At 48.8% G+C, this 22,813-nt stretch carries 19 protein-coding genes; 4 read left to right on the top strand and 15 right to left on the bottom strand.

The window, feature by feature from the left end; genetic code table 11:
- Positions 1–116: 116 nt before the first annotated feature.
- The 11 genes from ACLEXF_RS14230 to ACLEXF_RS14180 all read right to left on the bottom strand — a co-directional run bounded on the left by ACLEXF_RS14230 (position 117) and on the right by ACLEXF_RS14180 (position 12,024).
- The gene (locus ACLEXF_RS14230; protein ID WP_004204671.1) at positions 117–1,379 is read right to left on the bottom strand and encodes a PTS galactitol transporter subunit IIC; all 1,263 of its coding nucleotides are present in this window, start codon (positions 1,377–1,379) and stop codon (positions 117–119) included.
- 88 nt (positions 1,380–1,467) lie between these two features.
- Positions 1,468–2,463: a 2-hydroxyacid dehydrogenase gene (locus tag ACLEXF_RS14225; protein ID WP_032455604.1), complete on the bottom strand. Its 996-nt coding sequence runs from the start codon at positions 2,461–2,463 to the stop codon at positions 1,468–1,470.
- Between the two features lie 16 nt (positions 2,464–2,479).
- Entirely contained in the window at positions 2,480–3,241 is a 762-nt protein-coding gene (locus tag ACLEXF_RS14220) for an SDR family NAD(P)-dependent oxidoreductase (RefSeq protein WP_004204674.1), read from the bottom strand.
- Between the two features lie 11 nt (positions 3,242–3,252).
- Positions 3,253–4,791 (bottom strand): FGGY-family carbohydrate kinase, encoded by a 1,539-nt coding sequence (locus ACLEXF_RS14215; protein ID WP_040215249.1) that lies wholly within the window; start codon positions 4,789–4,791, stop codon positions 3,253–3,255.
- Between the two features lie 20 nt (positions 4,792–4,811).
- Complete coding sequence (locus tag ACLEXF_RS14210) at positions 4,812–5,363, bottom strand: glycerol-3-phosphate responsive antiterminator (RefSeq protein ID WP_002889866.1); 552 nt, start codon at positions 5,361–5,363, stop codon at positions 4,812–4,814.
- 14 nt (positions 5,364–5,377) lie between these two features.
- Positions 5,378–6,169: a class I fructose-bisphosphate aldolase gene (locus tag ACLEXF_RS14205; RefSeq protein ID WP_032455606.1), complete on the bottom strand. Its 792-nt coding sequence runs from the start codon at positions 6,167–6,169 to the stop codon at positions 5,378–5,380.
- A gap of 510 nt (positions 6,170–6,679) precedes the next feature.
- Positions 6,680–6,931 (bottom strand): zinc ribbon domain-containing protein, encoded by a 252-nt coding sequence (locus ACLEXF_RS14200; RefSeq protein ID WP_064190037.1) that lies wholly within the window; start codon positions 6,929–6,931, stop codon positions 6,680–6,682.
- A gap of 176 nt (positions 6,932–7,107) precedes the next feature.
- A complete protein-coding gene (gene lpdA / locus ACLEXF_RS14195) occupies positions 7,108–8,505 on the bottom strand; it encodes a dihydrolipoyl dehydrogenase (protein ID WP_186921161.1) in 1,398 nt (465 codons plus the stop codon).
- On the bottom strand, positions 8,495–10,030 hold the full coding sequence (locus tag ACLEXF_RS14190; RefSeq protein ID WP_065803187.1) for a 2-oxo acid dehydrogenase subunit E2: 1,536 nt from the start codon (positions 10,028–10,030) through the stop codon (positions 8,495–8,497). The genes lpdA and ACLEXF_RS14190 overlap by 11 nt, the downstream gene beginning before the upstream one ends.
- Before the next feature lie 3 nt (positions 10,031–10,033).
- Positions 10,034–11,053: an alpha-ketoacid dehydrogenase subunit beta gene (locus ACLEXF_RS14185; protein ID WP_017901010.1), complete on the bottom strand. Its 1,020-nt coding sequence runs from the start codon at positions 11,051–11,053 to the stop codon at positions 10,034–10,036.
- 11 nt (positions 11,054–11,064) lie between these two features.
- A complete protein-coding gene (locus ACLEXF_RS14180; protein ID WP_032455609.1) occupies positions 11,065–12,024 on the bottom strand; it encodes a thiamine pyrophosphate-dependent dehydrogenase E1 component subunit alpha in 960 nt (319 codons plus the stop codon).
- Between the two features lie 253 nt (positions 12,025–12,277).
- Between ACLEXF_RS14180 and ACLEXF_RS14175 the strand changes: the two genes are divergently transcribed.
- The 3 genes from ACLEXF_RS14175 to ACLEXF_RS14165 all read left to right on the top strand — a co-directional run bounded on the left by ACLEXF_RS14175 (position 12,278) and on the right by ACLEXF_RS14165 (position 17,450).
- Positions 12,278–15,043: a LuxR C-terminal-related transcriptional regulator gene (locus ACLEXF_RS14175; RefSeq protein ID WP_108432842.1), complete on the top strand. Its 2,766-nt coding sequence runs from the start codon at positions 12,278–12,280 to the stop codon at positions 15,041–15,043.
- Between the two features lie 461 nt (positions 15,044–15,504).
- Positions 15,505–15,969, top strand: a complete 465-nt coding sequence (locus tag ACLEXF_RS14170) for a hypothetical protein (RefSeq protein ID WP_080847382.1) — start codon at positions 15,505–15,507, stop codon at positions 15,967–15,969.
- Between the two features lie 65 nt (positions 15,970–16,034).
- Positions 16,035–17,450 (top strand): hypothetical protein, encoded by a 1,416-nt coding sequence (locus tag ACLEXF_RS14165; RefSeq protein ID WP_423265783.1) that lies wholly within the window; start codon positions 16,035–16,037, stop codon positions 17,448–17,450.
- Between the two features lie 693 nt (positions 17,451–18,143).
- Here the strand turns inward: ACLEXF_RS14165 and ACLEXF_RS14160 are convergent.
- A complete protein-coding gene (locus tag ACLEXF_RS14160; protein WP_243408663.1) occupies positions 18,144–18,740 on the bottom strand; it encodes a hypothetical protein in 597 nt (198 codons plus the stop codon).
- Positions 18,741–18,863: 123 nt separating this feature from the next.
- Between ACLEXF_RS14160 and ACLEXF_RS14155 the strand changes: the two genes are divergently transcribed.
- Complete coding sequence (locus ACLEXF_RS14155) at positions 18,864–20,234, top strand: KAP family P-loop NTPase fold protein (RefSeq protein ID WP_108433089.1); 1,371 nt, start codon at positions 18,864–18,866, stop codon at positions 20,232–20,234.
- 224 nt (positions 20,235–20,458) lie between these two features.
- Here the strand turns inward: ACLEXF_RS14155 and ACLEXF_RS14150 are convergent, their stop codons facing one another.
- The 3 genes from ACLEXF_RS14150 to ACLEXF_RS14140 form a co-directional block, all read right to left on the bottom strand.
- Positions 20,459–21,259 carry a hypothetical protein gene (locus tag ACLEXF_RS14150; RefSeq protein WP_133175757.1) on the bottom strand — a complete coding sequence of 267 codons (801 nt, stop codon included), beginning with the start codon at positions 21,257–21,259 and terminating at the stop codon, positions 20,459–20,461.
- A 12-nt stretch (positions 21,260–21,271) separates the two neighbouring features.
- A complete protein-coding gene (locus ACLEXF_RS14145) occupies positions 21,272–21,595 on the bottom strand; it encodes a hypothetical protein (RefSeq protein ID WP_080847375.1) in 324 nt (107 codons plus the stop codon).
- Between the two features lie 63 nt (positions 21,596–21,658).
- Positions 21,659–22,801 (bottom strand): hypothetical protein, encoded by a 1,143-nt coding sequence (locus ACLEXF_RS14140; protein ID WP_080847374.1) that lies wholly within the window; start codon positions 22,799–22,801, stop codon positions 21,659–21,661.
- Positions 22,802–22,813 lie beyond the last annotated feature (12 nt).

The following is a 22,813-nucleotide window of genomic DNA, read 5'->3' as shown; positions in this document are numbered from 1 at the left end:
CGCGCTGGTCAGATGTTCAAACCAGGGGCGTAGCTGAGCCAGCTATTCAGTACACAGTATAAGAGGAAGAAACAGAGGGCAGCAGTTTGCCCTCTGTTTACTTGTGTGGTCTTGTACTAAGGTGTGGCGCTAAAAAACTCGCCAAACTTGACGGCCAGCCAGCCGACAGGCGTCGTGGCGCCGCCGACGATATTGGTGATCTCGGCCATCCCTTCCGGCACTGGAATATGCGAGTTCACCGCCGCCTGAGTGTATTCTTGCGAAATGTCCGTCCCGACATACAGGATGCAGGTCACGATCAGGGTTCCGGTTATGAACATGCGGAACATATTTCGTTTACAGAACGGCGTGACCATTGCCAGCAGGAACATTAATGAAGCCAGATCGACAAAGGGCAGTACGCGGTTGCCGGGCAGAATGATAGACAGCACCACAGCCATAGGGATTAACAGCAGACCGGTCGCCAGTACCGAAGGTTCACCGATCAGTAACGCCGTATCCATCCCGATATAAAAATCGCGCCCCGGGAATTTAGCCTTCAGTTTTGCTTCAGCGGCATCACGGACAATCAACAATCCCTGCACCAGAATTTCAATCATTTTAGGCAGCAGCAGCATGGCGGCTGAAACCTTAATGGCCAGTGAAACGGCAGCAGAAACGTCATATCCCGCCAGGAAGGCCAACAGCAGTCCCAGCACAAATCCCAGGGTAAGAGGCTCGCCAAAAACGCCGAATTTTTTATTAATACTTTCCGGATCGAAATTGATTTTATTGATAAGCGGGATCTTATCAATGATGTAATTACAGGCAATGCCAAACGGCACGTAAGCTATACAGGTAAGATGTGGGAATGATATCCCTTTAAGATTATAGTTTTTTTGTAAATATGGAGCCGTTAAATCTGCCGCCAATAGCGTCAACACAAAAATAGCGAATGTAATACCGACCGAAAGCCAGTAATTTCCCGTTCCGGCATAGACCACAGACCCCATGATCAGGAAAATCCAGTAGTTAAAAATATCGATATTCACCGTTTTGGTTAATTTCAACAGAAGCATAGCCAGGTTGATGACGATAAAGCCCACCACGACGGGCAGCATCAGCGGCGAACCCCAGCCAATGGTCGATGCGGTAGGCCAACCGGTATCAACGACCGTTAACTGCAGGCCGATACGCTCAACCATCGCCTGCGATGCGGGGCCCAGATTTGTCAGCAGCAGGCCAATCACCAGCCCCACCCCTTCAAAACCAATGCCTACCAGCATTCCTGCTTTAAATGCCGTACCGATTTTAACGCCAAAGCAAAGCGCGATAATAAAGAATATTACTGGCATCATTACTGATGCCCCCAGACTAATAATGCTGTTGATAATATCCATAATGATTCCTTAAAAGGCGGGCGAATTGGGCACGAGTTAACCCGTGCCCATTGGGCCCTGTTAATACCTTTAGTGGTTCTTTTAGTATTTAACTGAGTTTCTTTAAAAGGATCTCAGCGAAGAGTTTGGGCGAATTACTGAATGCGTCAATGGTACTCCCGGCAATATGCGGCGTAATGGTCACGTTATTCAGTGTATAGAATGCACTGTCGTCAGGGAGTGGCTCGTCATCAAAGGTATCAAGCGCGGCGCCCATGATTTGCCCGGATCTGAGCGCATCAATCATCTCTTTTTCATTGATTAACCCGGAGCGTGCCGTGTTAACAATGATGGCACTGCGCTTCATTAGCGCGAAATGGTGTGCGTTAATCAGATTTTCGGTTTCCGGCGTCAGGCGAGCATGTAACGAGATAACGTCGGCGCGTTGTACCAGTTCGTCCAGAGAATCGACTTTCTCATAACGTTCATGGTCTGCAACGTACTTATCGTAAAAGATAATCTCCGTGCCAAAGCCACTGAGAAATCCCGCGACCAGTTGGGCAATATGACCGAGGCCAACCAGCCCCACGACTTTTCCGCCAAGCTCCGGGATCGCCTGATGGTTCGGACTGTCTTTACGCCAGTATTTGTCACGCAGGGCATCGTGTGAACGGGCGATATTGCGCATTTCCGCCAGGATCATGCCGACCGTGAATTCGGCGACGCTGCGAGCGTTACGCCCCGGTGTGTTTATCACCTCAACGCCCCGGGCGTTCGCCACCTGAAGATTCACGTTTTCAACGCCACCGCGGAGCACGCCTACATATTTCAGCTTTGGTAGTTTATCGAACACCGCAGTATTGACGGGGGCAAACTGAGTGATCAGGATGTCAATATCATCCATTCCCTGAAGCAGCGCTTCCGGTAAGGCCACCGCTTCTGCTCCTTCCTGTTCAACCCGCAGATTATCTTCCTGAAGTTTCTCAACGGAGTCATGTGACCACTCGCGTATTTCTACTTCAATTCCCTTATCCCTGAGCGCTTTCAGTCCTGATTCCATCATCGCTGCATTGATAAACAGATCGGCAATTGCCAGACATTTCATAATGATTCTCCCTAGATTAACGCATCAACATACCGCCGGTAACGTCCAGAGTTGCTCCCGTCATATAGCTGGTCTTAGGAGAAACCATGAAGACTCCGATGTCGGCAATTTCTTGCGGCTGGGCCACGCGGCCCACCGGAATACGACTGACGTAATAGTCAGGGTTTTGCTCAATGTTCTTACGGATCATCGCAGTATCCATGATCCCGACGGCGATATTGTTCACATTGATTTTTTGTTTGGCGACTTCCCGCGCCAGAGAGATAGCAAAGGCGACCAGGCCGGCCTTACTTGCCGCGTAGTGCGCATGTCCCGTCGTGGAGCCGTGGAACGCGGCCTGCGAGGTAATATTCAGAATGCTGCCCATCTGGTCATGCTGCAGGCAGTGATTTACAAACAGCTGGCTGAGATGGAAGATGGCTTTCAGATTGACATTCATCACCAGATCCCAGTCCTGCGGGCTGATCTCGGTGACGTAGCCGCTCAGCCAGATCCCGGCGTTATTCACCAGAATGTCGGCTTTGCCCAGTCTGTCGATACAGGTGGCAAACAGATTTTCCCGGCTCTGCTCGTCAGAGAGATCGGTTTTGACCGCGATGATCTCTACGTTCGCGCTGGCCTTCACCGTTTCGATCAGCCGTTCGGGATGCTCTTCCTCACGCATATAGGTAAAGCAGATATTGACGCCTTCTTTGGCGAGAGAAAGAACAAACTCTTTCCCCAGGCCGGTTGCGCCGCCTGTCACGATGGCCGTACGATTCGTTAAATTCAGATCCATTTTTTCCTCACTTAGTGCGCGATGTAGTTGCTGCAGCTTTTCCACGGCGACTGCATTTCTGATAACAGGTTTTTATAAAGCTGGTATTTGGTCTGGTAGACCCGGTGGTTTTCCGGATTAGGGGAGACGGTGCGTGAGACATGGACCATGTCGTTTGAGGCAGCAAATACCTCTGCAAACCAGCCCACCATGACGGCGGCGGTCATCGCGGTACCCAGGGTCCCGTGCTCTTTGACGTCAACGATTTCCAGCGTGGCCTGGAAGATATCGGCGAATATCTGCAGCCAGACCGGGGAGTTCGTGACGCCGCCAGCAATACGAATAGTGCGGCTTAACTTTGGGTTAATATTGCGTAAGCGTTCGGTGTGGTAGAGATGGCTGAAGGCCACGCCCTCATAAATCGCCCGCAGAAAATGGGCTTTTTTATGGAAGCTGTTGACACCGATAAAGCCGGCCGAGGCGTCGGGAATGGTGTTAGAGCCAAACACGAACGGAAAGAACAGCAGGTGACTTTCATCCGGCGTCGTTGATGAAACCAGCTTATTGCACAGGTCATAGACCGACGATCCTTGTTCGGCGGAGGTTTTCCGGTCGCTCTCCATAAAGTTGTTAATAAACCACTCCAGGTTGCTCGCGGAGGTGGGGCTGGCCTCGGTGATGAGCCATTTACCTTCAATGGGATAAATGGAGGTCATAAACAGATCTTTATCAATAACCGGGTGGTCGGTAACGTATTCGTTTATGCTCCAGGTGCCGGTGACGATCGCCATCTTATCGAGACTGTTAATCCCCGAGGCAATGGAAGAGGCCGAGATATCAAACACCCCGCCAGAAACCGGCGTACCTGCGCATAAACCGGTCAGACGGGCCACGTCGTCAGTGATTTTTCCGCAGCATTCTGTTGAGCGTTTGATGGGGGGCAATTTGTCCCGCAGTTCATCAAGTCCCCACCATGCCAGTAGTTCATCGTCATACTGGCAGTCACGTACGTTGATCAGGTTGGTCCCTGAGATATCGGTCAGCTCAAGAAAAGCCTCTCCGGTCAGGTAAAAACGGATCAGGTCCTTGACCATAAAAATATAACGCGCTTTTTGCAGCGTCTCGGGCTCGAACTCCTTCAGCCATGCCAGCAGGGCGACAGGTTGTCCGGCCCAGATGGACTGCATTGTTTTTGGCAAAATGTCGGTAAGGAATTCTGGCGAGCGTTGCCATCTCTCAACGTACTCTTTTGCCCGGCTATCGGTGGATATAATGCCGTTACGCACCGGGTGACCTTCTTCGTCGACCAGATACAGACCGTTACCATGACCGGTGACGGCCACTCCTTTTATCTGGCTGGCGTCGATACCTGATTGCGCAATCGCTTTTTTAATCACTTCGACATTAGCGGCCCACAGCTCATCGATACTGCGCTCTGTGTGGAATTCCCGGGGTGTCAGCATCTGTGTGGATTTTGAGGCGATGGCGAGCACCTGTCCTTTACGGTCATAGATGGCTGCCTTGGTGACGGTTCCACCATTGTCGATGCCCATGACGTATTCATCTTTCATTCGCGTGGACTCCTTATTGGTTACCATAAGCCGGGCTCGCTGGTGGTTATCCCTTTAAATCCGGCATGGAATATTTTATCTACAAGGTATTTGCGCTTAACAAAGCCTCCGGCGATGAATACCACATCAAAGCCTTTCAAATTTCGGCTAATCAACTCCAGACACTGGCAGGCATATTCAGCAGGTAAGATTTCAATTGCGTCCGGTGGACTGTGTTTAACAATATCGAGCGACTGATCAAGCGATCGCGAGTCGATAAGTAAAACTCGATATACGGTCAGCAATCCCTCTTTTTTTGCGTAGCGTAGCGCGGAGAGATTGGAAGAAATAACACCATCAACCTTGTAATAATTTTTCAGCAGATTGATCCCCGCCTGATCCGGTTTGAAGCCGCCCAGTAATTCAAGGTGAACGAGGACCTTCTTACCGCTTTGATGGCATTTGCCAATCAGCGACTGCAGATTGCCGATATTCGCTTCGGATAGCAGCACATATTCTGACTGGCAGGATAATGCTTTCTCAAAGTATTTATACTTCCTGATGGAAGGGATGATGGTGTTATTTGAAATCATATTAATTTCCGATGTTATTTAGCCATGTAGAGGCTGTATGCATCTTCCGCTGTTGCGTTTTCATGGATGATGGCATTCAGGCCTGCTACCACTTTCGCTGGCTGCGGATCCTGGGTAATGTTCCGTCCCACAGCCACGCCTTTCGCACCCATCTGCATACAGTGCTGAACAAATTTGAAGTAACCGTCGATGCCGGTTTTTGGCCCTCCTAAGGCAAGCACCGGCACGCCAGCAGCTTCAACGATCAGTCGGTCCTCTGGTGAACCGGTAAAACGCGTTTTGATGACGTCCGCGCCCAGCTCCACCGCTGCGCGGGCCGATGCAGCGATGATGGCCGGATTGTTAGAGTCATCGCTGGTGACGGGATAACCATACGGGAGCGATTCGACAATCAGCGGTACGTTCCAGCGATCCGCTGCCTGCGCGAGTTGCATCGCCATAATGTGGGTTTTTTCTTCATTGAAGGCGCCGGGGAAGGTCATGCAGACCACGCCCTCGGCAGCGACTTTAAGCGCATCTTCGACGGAAAAAACGGGGGTAGTATCGGGAACGGTATTGTCAAAGATACTGACCGTGCTGTCGACGCGTAAGACAACGGGAACGCTGTTTAATGCTTCCCGATAATTCTTCAACATGCCGTACGTGACGAGCGCACAATCCAGGCCGTGTTCCACCAGAGCAGGGAGCTGATTTATCGTATTATCAATACCATTTGTTTTCGTGGAAAAATAGTAGCCATCCAGCGCTAAGGTCACGGATTTACCATCTTTTGCGAATATTCTTGCGAGACGACGTTCTTTAGACATTTATTTACTCCTGAGATAAAAAAACAAAAAAAAGCCCTCAGAGACTCGCGTCTCTGAGGGCTTTCTGTTCACATACCCTTTTGATAATGGTTCGGGATTCCAAAGCATTATCAATGCAATTTTTTAGCAAAGTGAGAAAGGTTTAACTTTTTTAAATTAAATCTGTTCTCCTGCGTGATTAAATAACTAACACACGCGATAACTTATTGTCCAGTTGGTATCGTTGAAATGAGAGATTCATCACATCAATATGTTGTATTCCATGAGAAGTGCCGGGTTAAATACAGAAACAGAACCTTTAAAAACCAGGCAATAACGCATCCGGTCAAGGGTGAGAACGCCAGGCGTTTATTTCATCCGCATGAAGATCGCATCCATGCATGCCTATGCCTGCAGGTCGTCATCTACAACGCGCATTTATTCCTGTCCGGATGGCGTACAAAAACGCTATAGCAATGTTGTCGGCATGGCGATCTGTCCTTACTGATTTCATCCTGCCGCCCGGGCAAATTACTCGTCCGCTTTGTGCGCCCAGGCAGGCATCGCCGTCAGATAACGTTTTGCCCGTTTCCGTGATTCCGCTACGCCCACCTTTTGCCAGGAGTCGAGAAAAGCCGCCAGACCGGATACGGCCTCTTCCCAGGATTTCAGATTACCGTCGCTGTCGCTGCAATACGCGCAATATATATCGCTGGCCCCTTGCGCATCAGGTGCGGACATCGGCATTCCGCAGGCCTGGCAAAAACTTTCGTGCTGTGTCATAGATCGCTCCTCCTGTCGTTTGGTTGTCTACTAAACATACAGAATTTACGCATGGCGCTTAGCGTTTCAGATCAATAGATCCTGCCGTAACCGTTGTTGGGGATTTTCTGCCGGGGAGTGCGGGAGGGATAACGGGAACTTACTCCGTATCGCACAGCTATCGCCTCCCTTATTTTTTATTGATGCAACGGTTGATCGCAGGCCGCGAGTATGGATTCATGCATCGCTTCGGAAAGTGTCGGATGCGCAAAGATCATCGACAGGAGACTTTCGTCTGTGGCCTCCAGGTGACGGGCGATGCCAAAGCCCTGGATCTGTTCCGTGACCTGTGCGCCAACCATATGCGCGCCCAGCAACTCGCCGGTTTCAGCATCGAAAATCGTCTTCACAAAACCCTCTGTCTCGCCGCTGGCCAGCGCCTTACCATTGCTCTGATAAGAGAACTTACCGATCCTGACGGGCCGTCCCCTGGCCAGGGCCGTCGATTCCGTCAGGCCCAGACTGGCAACCTGAGGCCGGGCATAAGTGCAACCGGGCACATAGTCGCGATCAAGCGGATGGGCGCCTTCGACACCGGCCAGTGTCTCAACGCAGATCACGCCTTCGTGGCTGGCCTTGTGCGCCAGACACGGCGGGCCGGCTACATCGCCGATGGCATAAAGCCCGAATACGTTAGTGCGACAAGCCGCGTCCGTCTTGATAAAACCGCGGTCTAACTCAACGCCCAGCGCTTCCAGCCCCAGATCTTCAATATTCGGCTGTACGCCGACCGCCAGCAGCACACGTTCGACATCCTGGGAATATTCGCCGCCGGTGTTTTTCAGTGTGCAGCGCACCCCGGTATCGGTGAGCTGTACTTGCGTCACCAGGGTCTGGGTATGGACCTGAATACCGCGTTTTTCGAATGACTTACGCACTGCTGCAGACACCTCGGCATCTTCCACTGGCAAAATCTGCGAAGCTAGCTCGACCAGCGTCACTTTACAGCCCAGATCGTTATAAAGGCTGGCGAACTCGACGCCAATCGCCCCTGAACCGATGATTAAGAGCGATTTGGGCAATCGCTTAGGCCGCAGCGCCTCGAAATAGGTCCAGATATATTCGCCATCTGGCGTGATGCCTGGTAATGCGCGTGGCCGGGCGCCGGTTGCCAGGATCACGTGATCGGCCCGGTAATCGCGCGCTTCACCGCGTGCATCCTCGACCGTGATTTGCCCCTTGCCGCGCAGCCGCGCGGTGCCATCAATGACCTGCACGCCATTTTTCTTCAACAGGTACGCAACCCCTGCGGTGAGCTGTTGCGATACGTTACGGCTAAACTGCACCAGTTTTTGCAGATCGACGTTCACCTCGCCCACGCTGATGCCCAGCTGACTGGCATGGGTGATAGTGTGCGCAACCTCAGCGCCATGCAGCAGCGCCTTGGTTGGAATGCATCCCCAGTTCAGGCAGATGCCGCCCAGATGCTGTTTTTCCACTAATGCGGTACGAAGCCCTAGCTGACCGGCACGGATGGCGGCAACGTATCCCCCAGGACCACCGCCGATGATCAGCACATCGTATTTATCGTGCATAGCTCGTCTCCTGGATAAACATCAAGGTCGGGATTTCAATCAGTCGCTTGAGTTCCCGGAGAAAAGCCGCACCTGCCGCGCCATCGATGACCCGGTGATCGCAGGATAGCGATACCGTCATTTGCTGGCGCGCGACGATTTGCCCGTCGCGTACTACCGCCCGCATCTCGCCGGTGCCAATGGCGAGGATTGCGCTTTGCGGTGGATTGATGATGGCGTCAAACTGCCGGATGCCGAGCATCCCCAGATTTGACACGCTAAAGGTCCCGCCCTGGAACTCTTCCGGCTTCAGCGTGCCCGCTTTGGCTCTGGTCACCAGCGAGTGAATTTCGTTCGATATGTCGCTAATCGATTTCCGGTTCGCCGAGCGAACAATAGGGGTAATTAGCCCGGCAGGCAGCGCAACGGCCACCGAAATGTCGGCATCCGCAAAGCGGCGGATACTTTGTGTCGCTTCATCAAACTGGATGTTGACGTCAGGCACGGCCACCAAAGCCAGGGCGCAGGCCTTCACCAACAGGTCATTAACCGAAATCTTGACGCCGGGTACTTCGCGGTTAATGTCCTGACGTAACGCTAACAGTCGTTCCAGATCGAGATCGACGTTCAAACGGAAATGGGGAGACTGTTGCTTGGACGTTTGCAGGCGAGAAGCGATAGCCCGCCGCATACCGGACATCGGGATGCTCTCAAAGGGTGCCGGGGCACTCTCCTGCACAGGGCTGGTCTGCGGTTGCTCGTCGAGTAACAACGCTGCGGCCAGCACATCATCGCGACTCACCCGACCGCGTGAACCGCTGCTTCGGCAGTCATGTAAGTTGATACCCAGTTTGCCGGCCAGACGGCGCGCCAGCGGGGTGGCCGATACCTGGCTATCATCGGCATGCGAGCGGGGCGCTTTACTGCGACGAACAGGGGGCGTCGGGGAGGCCAGACGACCGCCGGCGGCAACGATCGCGCTTTCCAGATCAGAAACAGAGATACGATCCCCGCGCCCGCTGCCGCGGACTTTTTTCAGGTCGACACCCCAGCGGGCAGACAGTCTTAACGCATGGGGCGTGGCATTAACCTGAGTCACATCGGTCACGCCTTGCAGACTGACGGGGATATCGGTCTGCCCAACAGGGGGCTCGGGGCTGTTGGATGGCGGGGAAACAACGGAAGCTGGCTTAGCGCCTGCCTGTGCCGCTATGCCCGGCGCGGCAGACTCCGGGCCAGGGGCTGCGGGTTTCGCCGAAGCCAGGCTGGCAGCAAATTCGTCCAGTTCAGCATCGCTGACCGACGCGTCAGCCGCCAGGGCCAGCACGGCGCCTACCTGAAGCGTCTCACCCTCGCGGGCGATTATCCGACGTAACGTACCAGCAAAGGGTGCCTCCAGCACATTAACGATTTTACTGGTTTCAATCTCACAGATTTCCTGCCCTGGGGTGAAGCTGTCACCCTCCTGGATTGCCCACCGAGCGAGCAAGCCTTCCTCCATGGAAAGCCCCCACTTTGGCATTTCAAGCGTCTTGATTTCGCTCATCGGTTAATCCTCCAGCACTTGACGGACGGCGGCTTCGATACGTTCTACACCAGGGATCCAGAGTTTTTCGAGAGCAGGGGAGAACGGGACCGGCGTGTGTGGCGGCGTCACCAGCAGAACGGGCGCTTTGAGGAAATGGAATGCCTGGGACGCAATCAGCGCCGCGACATCATGAGCAAAACCGAAGCGTGCTGCGGATTCGTCGACAATCACGACCCGCCCCGTGGAAGCCACCGATTCCAGAATCCCTTCCTCATCCAGCGGCGAAATGGTTCGCGGGTCGACTACCTCGACCGAGATCCCCTCTTTAGCCAGCTTGTCCGCCACCTGGTTGGCTTTATGCACCATTGCCGACAACGCAATGATGGTGACGTCCTCTCCTTCGCGGGTATAGTTGGCTACACCTAGCGGGATGGTATAGCTCTCGTCCGGTACCTCGCCCTTGAGGTCGTATAGCATTTTATGCTCGCAGAATACCACCGGGTCGTCGTCGCGAATGGACTGGATTAACAGACCCTTGACGTCATAAGGCGTCGAGGGCACCACCACCTTCAGCCCTGGGGTGGTGGCAAAGATATTATAGGGTGACTGTGAATGCTGGGCCGCGGCGGAAAACCCCGCGCCGATCATACCTCGCATCACCAGCGGGGCCCTGGCTTTGCCACCAAACATGTAGCGGAACTTAGCCGCCTGGTTGTACAGCGCATCGTGACTCACGCCAAAAAAATCCATGAACATCAATTCCGCGACCGGCCGCAGACCCGTCGCTGCGGCGCCGGCCGCCATACCGATAATGGCCGACTCGGTAATGGGCGTGTCGATCACCCGATCGGAGCCGAACTGCGTCCACAGCCCTTTAGTGACCCCAAGCACACCGCCAAAGGCTTCTATCTTCGCCTCTTCGGGCGCATTTCCGCCATGACCGCCACGTAAGTCTTCACCGATCAGCACCACGCGTTCATCGCGTTCCATTTCCTGGGCCAGGGCTTCCTTGACCGCTTCACGATAAGTTTTAATCGCCATAGTTATCACCCTCAGTATGAGACGTACACGTCTGTCAGCAGGTCTTCCGGAGCCGGATAGGCAGCGGCGCGGGCCTTCAATACCGCATCGTTGACCAGGGCTTCTACTTCCTCGTCAATCGCCGTCAGTTCTTCCTGGGTGATATGCTGCTTGACCTTAGCGGTGAAAATCTTCAGCGGATCATGTTGTTCACGCAGGCGTTGCACTTCACCTTCCGCGCGGTATAGCGCGGGATCGCCCTCAAAATGACCATGCCAGCGGAAGGCTTTGGCCTCAATGACGCTTGGGCCACCGCCTTCTCGCGCACGCTTGACCGCCTCTGAGGTTGCCTCATAAACGGCAAAGAAATCGGTGCCATCAACGGTCACTGCCGGCAGGCCGAAGCCAGCGGCGCGTCGGGCGATATCACGCCCGCCCACGGCGTAGTCGTGACCGGTCCCTTCGCCGTAACCGTTGTTCTCGAAAATAAAGACGGCTGGAAGCTGGAGCACGACGGCCATATTGATGGCTTCAAAGACCAGGCCCTGATTAGAACCCCCATCGCCCGTAAAAGAGACACCGACGTTGCCGGTTTTTAGCGTCTTTGCCGTTAGCGCGGCGCCGATGGCCAGGGGAGGGGCTCCCCCAACGATAGCGTTCGCCCCCAGCATTCCTTTCGACAGATCGGCAATGTGCATCGACCCGCCCTTACCGCGACATAACCCGCTGTCCTTACCGAATATTTCGGCCATCATGCCGTGAATGTCGCAACCTTTAGCAATACAGTGGCCATGTCCACGGTGTGTTGAACCAATAAAATCTGCGCTCGTTAAATTTTCGCAGACCCCCACCGCGATGGCCTCCTCACCGGTGTAAAGGTGAATGAAGCCCGGAATATCACCGCTGGTATTTTCCTGATGCAACCGCTCTTCAAAGGTCCTGATCTCCCGCATCTTGCGGTAAGCCTGCAATAACGCCTGTTTGCTGAGCATCGTTTAATTCTCCTCAATAAAGGTCACCCAGGCGGGGCCAACAGACAGGGCGGATAACCCTGGCCACACCCATGCAATGAATCTACGAGCGGTTAAAGGGAGTGCGAAGCCACCTTCATGGGGGGGGTAGGTGGGGGTTTTCATGCTTGAGGTCAAACTTTCTAAATTTTGTGTAGCAATAAAGTTTGGCTGCCCCATGTCATCCCGGGGGCTGGCGTACAATTGAAAAAAACAAAGCGAGTAGACACCACGGATGAAGCCATCGGATTTAGAAAGTCGCCAATCACCCTCACTGGTCTCCGGGCCATTGCGGCTGACGCGAGGCTTGCCGCTAATCCTGACCAAATTCGTCCCGCCTCGCTCCTCGATACAATTGCTGGAGCGCCCCCGGCTGCTTCAGCTTCTCAGTCCCGTTCAGCAGTGCCGGCTGGGCGTCGTCTGCGCCGGCGCTGGATTTGGCAAAACCACGCTGTTGGCGCAATGGCATCAGCAGATGGTCGCCCAGGGCGAACGTATTGCCTGGCTGAGCCTCGATGAGGATGATGATGACGTATGGCAGTTTATTCCTTATCTGCTGCAAGCATTGCGTCCACTCTATGCTGACTGGGACGCCGATTTCTGGCGTGACATGGAAGAACAGAAGCTCTCCAGCTCCGAGCAACTGCTGGCCGGGCTCATTAACCAGCTACACTACTGCCCGCATGACGTGTACCTGATTATCGACGACTTCCACGTGATTAACGATCGTGGGGTCTATGAAGCGCTGGGGTATTTAATCAAGCATGCGCCTGCCGCCTTGCATCTGATCATTGGCAGCCGTTTCCACCCGAATCTTGCGCTGAGCCAGCTGCAGGCCCAGGACCAACTGGTGGAGATCTATGATCGAGACCTGCAATTCACGCTCGAAGAAACAAAACACTATTTTAGCCGCACGGTTGCGCTACCCCTCAGCAACCACCATGCACAGCGGCTACAGTCCGTGACAGAGGGCTGGATTGCAGGGATGAAGATCGCTTCATTGTCGGCAGAGTTACAGCATGATCCCGAGCATCTGTTGCGCAATATGCATGGAGGAACACGGTCCATTGCCCGCTATCTGAAAGAGGTGGTCCTGGACCCGCTACCGGAAGAGGTTCTCGATTTCCTGGTAAAAACGTCCTTCCTCAGTCGGTTAAATGCCGAACTATGCAATGCAGTGACAGGACGAGATGATAGTAAAGCGATGCTGGCATGGATTGAGCGACACAACCTTTTTTTGTCAGCCCTTGACGAACAAGGCTACTGGTTCCGCTACCATCCTCTGTTGCAGGAAAATCTTCGGACTATGCTGCAGCAGAACAACGCTATTGATCGCAAACAGCTACATGAATTAGCCAGTCATTGGTTCGTCGAACAGAAGCTGTGGTCTGAGGCGGTACGCCATGCGCTCAGCGCAGGCAAGCCGGTGCATAGCCCCGTGCAGGATGGCGCAAGCGCTCAGTCACTGGCGGAAGAAGGGGATATCGATACCCTGATCTCATGGATGCATCATTTACCGCCCAGCACCGATCCTTCGCGCATTGACCTGCAAATTAACCTGGCCTGGGCACTGGCGCATTATTTCCACTTTGATGAGTCGAGGCAGCTGCTTGATAACCTCGATCAGATGGTACTTCATCATCGTGAGGATTTAACTCGCAGCACCTGGTGTAAATTGCGCGTTGTGCGGGCAATTTGCGAAGCCTTTGCGGAAAACATCCCGGAGAGTCTGGCTATTGTTCAGCCGTTGCTGGCCGAAGTGCCCTGCGGTGACACCTGGGTTGATGGTCTGATATGCAATATTCTCAGCTATTGCCATGTTGTTAACCAGCGCTATCACGACGCGCTGGAGGTTCAACAGCATATGCCCTCTCCGGAAAGTCCTTTAGATAATCTGTTTGTCTCGGTTTATCGCGCGTTTATCATTGCCCAGTGCCATCTTTGTCAGGGCGATCTGGGAAAAGCCGGGTGGTATGCAGAGAAAACGTTGCGCCAGGCTGAATGTTATACCGGTACCCAGTCGACCAGTGGCGCGACGCTGGCGCCGCTGCTGGCGGAGATAGCCTATGAATGTCAGAGGGGGGACTCGCCCGATCATCTGTTAGCCGACCGGCTCGAATTCATCGACCGATTCAGTCCACCCGACGCGCTGAGTCGTTGCTATACCTATCTCGCGCGTCAGGCCCTGGACGGCGATATGCCGTATGAGGCCGAGCGATTGCTGGAGCATGCGCAGCGCCTTGCGGTGTCTCGCGGCTGGCAACGGCTCCAGGCCATGATGTTAGCCGAGCAGGTGAGGGTGCGACTGCAGCGCGGCAATTTCACAGGCGCAGAGCAACTGCAGCGACAGCTTGAACAAATGTCCGCCAGCTTCAGAATGGATGCCGAACATCCCTGCCAACGCGCTATCGTTATGTCTGCATCCCTTAGCCGCAGCCGGCTTCTTCTCGCCAGAGGCCTGGCGCCGCAAGCCTGTATTCTCCTGGCTGAGATGGTCTCCGATCAGGAAAGCCGGGGGGACAGGTTAACCGCAGCACGTCTGCGTACGCTCTGGTCATTGGCCTTGTGGCACAGCGGCAAAACTGCGGCAGCGCGCACGACATTTCAGCCAGTCGTGCAGCTGGCTGAACAACAGCATCTCAAAGGCCTCTTTCTTGACGCTGGCGATACCTTGCAACCTTTGCTTGCCGGTATGAATGAATCCTCTTCGGCTTGGACAGAGGAAAGGGGAGTGCAGGGACCCTGGGCAGACAAGCGCGCTTCTGCAGGAGGAACACCGTTTAATAGTGGGAGCCCCGATATTCATGGGGAACTCAGCGAGCGAGAGTTGCAGATATTACAGCTGATCGCTGAAGGTCAGATGAACAAAGAAATCGCTCGCTCCCTCGCTATTTCTGCCGAGACGGTCAAATGGCATATCAAAAACATCTACGCGAAGCTTAAAGTGAATAGTCGCACTCAAGCGATGAGCCGGGCGCTGGAGATGAAATTACTGGATTAACGGTTTGAACAGGGGGGGGGGGCTGGGCACAAAATATTATTCAAACGAGCCACTTTCTTAACGGGCTATGAGCCATGGATAAGTGAAGTACTTGTAAGTCCATGGGGAGCTCTCTGAACAGTGATGGCAGTTTTGATGCCCAGGCTCAGCGATATGAACATTGGTTTTAAGGAGGCGACGCCAGGGGAAAGTCATCCCAGAGAGGCTTTAGGGGAGTGTTTTCTGTAACGTTTTGATTGAGGTGGTGCGATAATAAGAACAAAACAAAATCACTCAACACACTGAATTTATTATATTTTTCCATAATTCAATTTTAAACATACCCCCAAAGATAGACACAATAATTTTTCTGCGATAGGCATTTGTTCGTTTTTCAGCCGTTTCGTTAGAGGTATACTCATCATCAAATTTGGGTGTAAATCCTCAACTGCAGTTTCACTGTGACATGGAAAGTTGACATTATGAAAAACAAAATCTTTGCCTTGGCCCTGTTAGTAAGTCTCCCTGTGATAGGCTCAGAGCCGTCTTTAATCGTATGTAAGCCACAAGATCCTAATAACTCATCAGCGATTGGCCTCCGGCCCTCTCCATATCTATCTAAAGATAAACTGTGCTTTGATATTCGAGTAGATGAAGGGGATGAGTGCGTTGGTAATGAGCAAAGCTCCAGTTGGCTTACTAAGGCTGTCATAGTCGATATAGATGGAATTCCTCAAGGACGTGACGATACATGGTTTCGAGTAGTTCGACCTACAATCACTGATAAGAAAATTGAGTACGAGATCGAAGGTTCCAGGGATAAGAAAGCTTGGGGGCTAGTCTCGAATGTGACAATCAACCGACTAACTGGGCAGGGGATAGACTGGTTGATAGGAGAACATGAAGGAATCTCTTACAAATGCCATACTGAAGGACGAAAAATTTAAAAAATATTTATTTTTTAATTTCTCAAAACACATAACAAGATAAATCAATAATTAGGAGGATACAAATGTCTTATGCCTTGATTGACAATGCTTCTTTAACCGCAGTTGAAAGGACCCTTGGTGATATCACTATTAATAATACAGATACTATTAATGGTGATTTGGTTGCTTTTGAAAACACAATTCAAGCAATTCTTTTTTACGATAACCTGATATGCATAGATAATTATAAAGAAGAATATCGCGAAGCGCGAAAAGAAAAGTTCGACTTTATTAATTTCTTATCAGAAAGTGACTATGATTTAAGTAAATTAGACAAGATTGCTAAAACTGAAGCTCAACAAATCAAACCTGAAATAAAAGGTGGGGAGTTTGTTGATAATGACTTCGGCCAGCTTATAGACATGTTGAAACTTAACATGGTTTGCACATGGGATCTTAGGTCCAGCGTATATTACCTAACAATGAAGATGCTAGGACAACCTAATACACCTGAATATGAGAAATATAGCGAATTAAGCGCGTCTATATTTAATGAACTTTCTGACATTGCTGTAACGAAAGGCTATTGGTCGTCTGAAGCAAAACTAATAAGCTCGACCGGTCATGTTTTTACCGAAGCTGAGTTCAGACAAGAAAGAGAGAAATCATCTGGTGGTAAAGGTGGAATGACAACTGCCTTGGAAAGTTTTATTGCTGCGTTGAATTGGATGGCTTATAAATCAATTTATTACAGTGTTGTCGCAAAACATTTTCAAGCAGATTCTTTTATTCATCCAATTAGACATGCCTATCAATTACATTGGATGAAAAAAACTGGCGCATTTGGACATGATTATACCGCTAAAATCATAAACTCCTTATCTAAAAAAATAAACACAACCAGATCAGAAATCGTTGATCATGGGCGTAACTCGACAACTTCGTTGGACTTGCCAATATTCTCAGCATGGCTAGCGAATGAATCTGGAAGTGTAAGCAGCGTAATAAAAGCGACCCTAGAAATTAAAAATGAAAACCATTTCAAAACCTGTCGAGAAATAATTCGTGAAATTGACACAGCCTACAACGAATCCGGAATTAGGGATGGTAATAAAAAAACAACAGCTTTAATGAAGGATTTAGATAAAATATCCGGTGATATTAAAAGGCTATATGGTGTTCCTTCAAACCAAGGAATTCAAGGTAGTTTTTTAATTAAAACATTTAACTCACTCTCTTCTATTATCAGCATACCAAGCATTCCAGAAAAAGAGTTTGCTCTTAGCACCCCCGAGTTCATGAAATCTAAACGGCATAAAGCATTTTCTACCGTATTCAAAGATGTCACTAACGAACTCATGAGCATTGAGCGACTTGGGGGACTCAGAGACAAACTTGTCTCTGAGTTTAAGGTACGCAAAGGACCAGTTTACTCCGGTGCAAAAACAGAGAATCCAAAGTTCAGGTATGCAACCACTCACTGGAAGCAGCCGATGTAACCAACCAATTTACGTTTGGGTTTAGTGTAAAGTGAAATTATCATTTATGACTTTCCTTTTGATAAGTCACTTTACACTTTTGCCCTTTCTTCCCGCGCGAACCTTAACATTCCTTAACATCGCCACTTTAGACTTTTCCACTAAGCCCTGGCTTCGTTCGGCTTTCAGCGTGGTTTACACTTTCCATTTTTTTGCGCAAAAATCTTAGGATTTCTTAGGGATTGCGCAGTTTTGATATGGGGTTTTCTGACACCATTCGTGGCTTAGAACATCGAAAACCCAGCAACCACTAGGCCTCCAGGTTGGTTTACACTTCCCACTATTTGCCCCAAAAACCCTGGCATTTCTCAGCATCACAGGTTGACACTTTGGCGTAAAATAACTGGTCATTCAAAGGCAAAAGTTCGCGGAGGACAGCTTAAACATTGGGGCACGTGATTTTTAGAGTCGGCTTACACTTTCCATTTTTGCGCAAAAAACCTTAGCATTTCTTAGCATGCCAGCTTGACACTTTTCTGCTGAAAGCCGTCCTTGACCTATATAATTCTCTATATTTAGGCTCGTATTTTGCTTGGAGGCCGCGATAGCAAGAGTGAGAGAGTAGGTTTACACTTTGGATGGGCGTTTTGATTGAGGCGGCTCAGAATTAAAACCTTTCCCTCTGCGCAATAGCTTACAGAGTACATTTCAACACTAACTCTCATCCTCCCCCATGTATTCGTGGATGGGCTTTAAACGAGCTTCATCTGTTTCAGTCGGCGTACACAATGCCTTAAGCCGCTTCACTGACCAACGGTCCCACTCCGGATCTATATGGTCTCCTTTGCCGCGTAATTTCATCCTCAGGCAATCTGCCAGGATAAAATCTTGTATGAAGGCTATAGCATTGCCCAGTTGGTGGAACCCATGGAAATAGTGCTCGCAATCGTCGGGTTCGTGATAGAGCCTGACAACTTCTCCTCCGTCTTCATCACTCAGGTACTCAATATCGTATGTAATTAACTGGGCGGCGGCTTCCAGCAGCTGTTTCGCTTCTTCCTGGCTTTGCGCTGCAGGGAACTTATCCTGATTGGTATGAATCCATTCAATTACCTGTGAAGCAGACAGGACCAGATAGTCCTTGCCCTCAGCCCCCTCAGAATGTTCGTTTCCGTACTGCATTTGTTCAGTAGCTTCAACGTCAATCTTGTTACCGGACATCACTACTTCACCCTTAGCTACCCAGTCATAAACTGTCTGGCGACTCACCCCACAATGACGGGCATAAGCCGATTTACTCATTACAGCCATGTAAACCTCACGTCAGTATATTGATACAATCACGCAGAATGGATAAAAAAGTTGAACATTACTGCCTAACCCTTTAATTTCGCTATTGTCTAGCTTAAACATTATAAACAAAAAGGATTATTTATGATACTGACAACCCCAGATAATAACTTCAGCGATGGTTTTACTGATGACTTAGATTTATTTGGAAGAAAACCATTATTTGAGCAAATAATGAGGGTTGCTCTCCAGGCACCAGATGAAAATTTGGTATTAGCACTTGAGGATAAGTGGGGGAACGGAAAATCAACCTTTGTAAAAATGATGACATCAGAAATAAAATCAAACCATGACAATCTTAATGTTATCTATTTTGACGCTTACGAAAATGACTATCAATCAGACCCCTTTATATCATTATCCTCAGTAATATATGAAATGGTGGAAAATGATAAAAAACTCACATCGATGTTTGGTGAAAAGCTTTTAAGTGCAAGTAAAAAAATCGGTCTCTCTGTACTTTCTCATACTGCAAAATTTGCCATTTCTACCGCAACAGCAAACCTTTTAACCACTACCGCTATTGAAAAAGCATCTGATGCCATTGCTGAGTCATTAACTAACCCTTTAGAGGAATATATAGCTGACAAAATAAAATCAGCAAAAAATGAAAGAAATAACATTGTTCACTTTAAAGAAACCCTAGAAGAAATTCACGCCAGAACCCAGAAGAAAACTCTCATAATTATTGATGAACTAGATAGAGCAAGGCCAGATTATGCATTAGATTTACTCGAGAAAATTAAACACTTATTTTCTGTGAAAGGCTTTGTTTTTCTTCTTGTTGTTAATCGTGAGCAGTTCGAAAAAAGTATTGAATGCCGTTACGGACAAATTGATTCACGCCTTTATCTAAATAAATTCATCCATTACTGGTTTACTTTGCCAAAATTTACTCTCGCTAGCGAAGATGTAAGGAATGGCTTTTATCAATCCACATTGGAAAAATATTTACTATCAATTGATACAAAGCAAAAATTACTGACACGAGGGGGATCTCTAGTAAAAATACTTTCCATGTTGTTAGAAAATAACGGCTGTTCTCTCAGAGAAGCTGAAAGATGCTATTCAGTACTATCAGTCATTGATAACAAACATATGATACGCGATTTGAGCGGTAAAAATTTCCAGGTTTCACTAGCACTGATTTGTTATTTAAAGGTATGTAATCCGAAGCTTTTAGAGGATTTAATCTTCAAAAGAATTACGGCTGACAACATGCTGAAAAACCTACACATTAAACCGCATGAAATCGGTACAGATGCAAACCTTTCCAAACTAAACTCTATAATTAACTACCATCTTTTGAGTGATTCTGAAATGAGAAACAGGAGAGAAAACTCACAACCTAAAGATTTATTACTTCAAGAGATAGAAGGTAATCGAAACGAACGAATTGAATATATTCAAAATATATATGACTCATTAAATAATATGCGCATATCTAATTTTTAGATTACATAAAGGGAGCTGCATAGCTCCCATTAAACTAATAAATTTAAAATTTTTCGTTCATGGTTATGCCCAACGCCTGATGCATATCATCAGACTGTTCCTACTGGATGCGCCTTATCAGCCCATCCGCATCCACGCTACCAGCGGTTATGTTGTAGTGGTTAATGACTCCCCGTGGAGATTACAGTGGCGGGCATAAGCGGCTTTTGACATCAACATAGAATCTATCCTTTTGGCATTACCTGATAAACAGCAGCTCCAGCACTAATGGCGGCAGCCAAAAACGAGAAAAAGGCTGTCCAGAACATTCGTTTTTGCAGTTTCATCCCCTGTTCATGTTTTTGAAGAGAATCGACATATGATGATTGAGTGATATATGCTTTCCCTGTTGGTTTATACATACTGTGTTCAACTTTAATTAACTCTCCACCATCAACGAAAGAACTTAAAATTAAGTTCATTTTTCTTTTCATTTGTGAGCTTTCAGGATGGCGGAACCAATATTTTGTGTGCATTTCTGTCATTATATTCCAGAAATCTATTCCATCATCTCTATCAGAAGCCAAAAATAACGCAATAACCCTATCAAGGACATCCATTCTGTTTTTGATATCGTGGCGTTTTAGATTATATGCTTTTTGATTTGCTGTATGGACAAAATTATAATACCTAACCCTTACTTTATAAAGCCTTCTTTTAAGCTGTAAGAGTTCGTCAAGACTCTTGAACTCGATACGATGACCTTTATAAAAATGAGTTCCTGTGAAATTAAAATGAATGCATTTAAGAGCTTGGAACTCTACAGGGGTATCGAAGCGCTTTGCATCTTCATTCCATGAAAGCGCGTAAATTTTTCCATCTTTATAACTATCAAATAGATACTCCTTTTCATTCTCAGGGTCTGCCATATAAACTGAAAAAATATCATAATGTTGATACTCATCAGAACTTAAGGATATTCGGCCAGTTTTGGATCTCTTATCACTAAACTCTGCCATTGTCTTTAAAAAAGTTGTTCTCCACATAAGCCACCTATTTTATTTGATGATATTTTTCAAAATTTGTGAGATAGAATAGATCAATAAAAATTCCGCCGAACATAATGCATAAAAAACATAAATTTTCTTAACCCACATATGGTTGAAGTATACCTCTGCGTGCTGGGTTATTCGAGCCACCATCCATGCGCCTACTGCACAAAGCGCTGGAGCTATGAAAATGGTCATAAGCCATATTGTTGTGCTTAACCCTTGCTTACTGATAATAGCTAAAGGTATAGCAAAAATAAAAGTTAGGGCAGCGTTACCCAATAGTATATCTTTTAATGTATTTTCAATTAATTTATCTAATTTTTCTTTCATAGTATGTAGTTAAGTTGGATCTTACGCTAAAAGCCCCTGGTTAAGGGGCTTAATTGTTGTTGATTAAAGAGAGCTTTTTTTCGCCCCCTCAATCTCTGCCTGACACACATCATTATTTGTAAATGAGTATTGGAGGTAGACATAGCCTTTTGAAGAGCTGTTAGCCCTGGCTTCAATAGATATAGTATCTATATTATTTTTTAGCGGCGTTTCTTTTGTGCCTTTCCAGGTGGCAGATAAGAAGCGTTCTTTTTTGTTTAGCCCCATCATCCAGTCCTGAGGTTCTTTCCAGATCGACCCCTCCAGTACAAGGTCGGTGGTTTCAGCTTTTCCATAAAGTGAACTTAACGAACTACTCAAATCTTCAAACCGGGATTTTAAAGCGAGCCCATAACTATCGGTATCAATGTTTTTACCAACAGCTCTGATCTGACATAAGCCAGCTTTAGGCGAGATCAACAAGCCATACATTTCAAAATCTGCGTTTTGCTTCGGTAGTGTATCGGAAGTATACAGATTCACGCTATCCGGTAGTGGTTTTAACTTTGCCCCGATCATATCTTCGATATTTTTCTGGGTCAGACCAGCTTCAAGACCGAACGGGCCTTCAGCGGGTGGCAACAGAGGGGGTTGTTCTTGGGTAGTTTTAGAAGTTGCTTCCTTCTTGCCGCTGGCGGTTGCTGCATTATCTTGAACAGGTGCTAACTTAACTTCAGCGAGCCCATACTTAGCGGTAAGGTATTTTTGCTGAAGCATAGCCATGCTTTGCTCTTCAGTGGCAACTGCTGATAGTTTCAGTACCTGAATCAAACCACCAGTGTACTGGCTGGCATCTGCTTTAGCTTCGTTAATTTTAACAGTCAGATTATCGATCTCTGTTTTAATAGAGGCAGCAAGTTCAGGGTCTGGCTTGGTACCAGAGACAACTACATCAATTTTGGCACCGGACTCAATAGCATTGATACGCTGTTCTAAAAGAGCCTTATTAGTTCCTAAAACCTCCAATCTTGCTGTCGTTAAATTCTTGATTAACCCACCAGAAAATTGTTGATCAACTTCTTTCGCTGCTGAGATTTCTCCCTCAGTTTGGGACAACTCAGCCTTAAGTGCAGAAACTTCCTGTTTTTGTTCGGGGGTTAACTCTTGTGGCCCACACCCGGTTAACATCGTTATGCCCACTAATGTTGCAATCAAAGTTTTCTTCATATCCCTATCCCA

Source organism: Klebsiella pneumoniae complex sp. WS1778 (assembly GCF_049472055.1).
GTDB classification, from domain to species: Bacteria; Pseudomonadota; Gammaproteobacteria; order Enterobacterales; family Enterobacteriaceae; genus Klebsiella; species Klebsiella quasipneumoniae.
The sequence above is the reverse complement of the archived record's forward strand: the minus strand, read 5'-3'. Positions and strand labels throughout refer to the sequence as shown.